2 protein-coding genes are annotated in these 1,393 nt (G+C 68.1%); both read right to left on the minus strand.

The window, feature by feature from the left end; translation table 11 throughout:
• Nucleotides 1-776 (minus strand): glycoside hydrolase 43 family protein (locus ACTWPT_RS59950; RefSeq protein WP_443186469.1); only part of this gene is annotated, 776 nt, incomplete at its 3' end.
• On the minus strand, nt 773-1,393 hold a 621-nt coding region (locus tag ACTWPT_RS59955), incomplete at its 5' end, for a carbohydrate ABC transporter permease (protein WP_443186470.1). The genes ACTWPT_RS59950 and ACTWPT_RS59955, both read right to left, overlap by 4 nt.

The following is a 1,393-nucleotide window of genomic DNA, read 5'->3' on the forward strand; positions in this document are numbered from 1 at the left end:
CCGCGGTCCTGGAAGTGCATGAACCAGTGCTCGCCGGACGGGGTGTCCACCCAGCCGCCCTGGTGCGGGCCGTTGACGTCGGTGCCGCCCTGCCGCAGCACGATGCGGTCCTCGTACGGGCCGAAGATCGACTCGGCGCGGAACACCGACTGCCAGCCGTACTCCACGCCACCGGCCGGCGCGAAGATCCAGTAGACACCGTCGCGCTTGTAGAGCTTGGGGCCTTCCAGCGTGCGGTAGCCCGGCAGCAGGTCGGCGTCGATGATCAGCGTTCCGTCGTCCAGCACCGTCCGGGCGTCGGGGGACATACGGTGCAGAGTGAGCCGATTGTTCACGCCCGCGCGGCTCTTGGCCCAGCCGTGCACCAGGTACGCCTGCCCGTCGTCGTCCCACAGCGGGCACGGGTCGATGAGCCCCAGCCCTTCCTTGACCACGTGCGGCTCGGTCCACGGGCCGCGCGGTTCGGCCGCGTTGACCTGGCAGATGCCCACGTCCGGGTCTCCGTAGAAGATCCAGAACCGGCCGTCGTGGTGCCGCAGCGACGGCGCCCACACCCCGCAGCCGGGCCGTACGTCGTCGTAGCCGCTGGTCACCGCGTGCCCGATGATCGTCCAGTTGACCAGGTCGCGTGAGTGCAGGATCGGCAGGCCCGGCACCTTGGTGAAGGTCGAGACCGTCAGGTAGAAGTCCTCCCCCACCCGGATCACGTCGGGGTCGGACCAGTCGGCGTTCAGCACCGGGTTGCGGTAGGTGCCTGTCGTCTCTGCACTGGTCATCCCTTCACCGCCCCGGCCGACAGCCCCTGGACGAGGTAACGCTGGATGAAGGCGAAGACGATCACGACGGGCAGCGCGGCGACGACGCCGCCGGCGGCCAGCGCGCCGAAGTCGACGCTGTTCTCGCCGAGGTTGTAGGCCAAGCCCACGGGCACGGTGAATTTCTCCTGGTCGTTGATGAACATGAGGGCGAAAAGGAAGTTGTTCCAGCTGTGGATGAAGGCGAACGAACCCACCGCCACCAGCGCCGGGCGCAGCAGCGGCAGGACGATGGCCAGGAAACCCCGCAGCCGCGAGCAGCCGTCCACCCACGCCGCCTGCTCGAGCTCGTACGGGATGTTCCTGATGAAGCCGCTGATGAGGATCAGCGAGAGCGGCAGTTGGAAGACCGTCTCGGCGATGACCAGGCTCCACAGCGAGTTGGTCAGCGACACCGTCCGGAAGATCTCGAACAGCGGGATGATCATGAGGGCGCCCGGGATGAACTGCGTGCACAGCATCCCCACCATGAACGCGCCCTTGCCCCTGAACTGGTACCGGGCCAGCGCGTAGCCGCCGGCCAGGGCGACGACCGTGGTGGCGACCAGGGAGGCGAGGCCGACGAGCAGGCTGTTCTG

Origin of the sequence: Nonomuraea sp. 3N208 (assembly GCF_052245935.1) — a bacterium.
In the GTDB taxonomy this organism is placed as follows: domain Bacteria; phylum Actinomycetota; class Actinomycetes; order Streptosporangiales; family Streptosporangiaceae; genus Nonomuraea.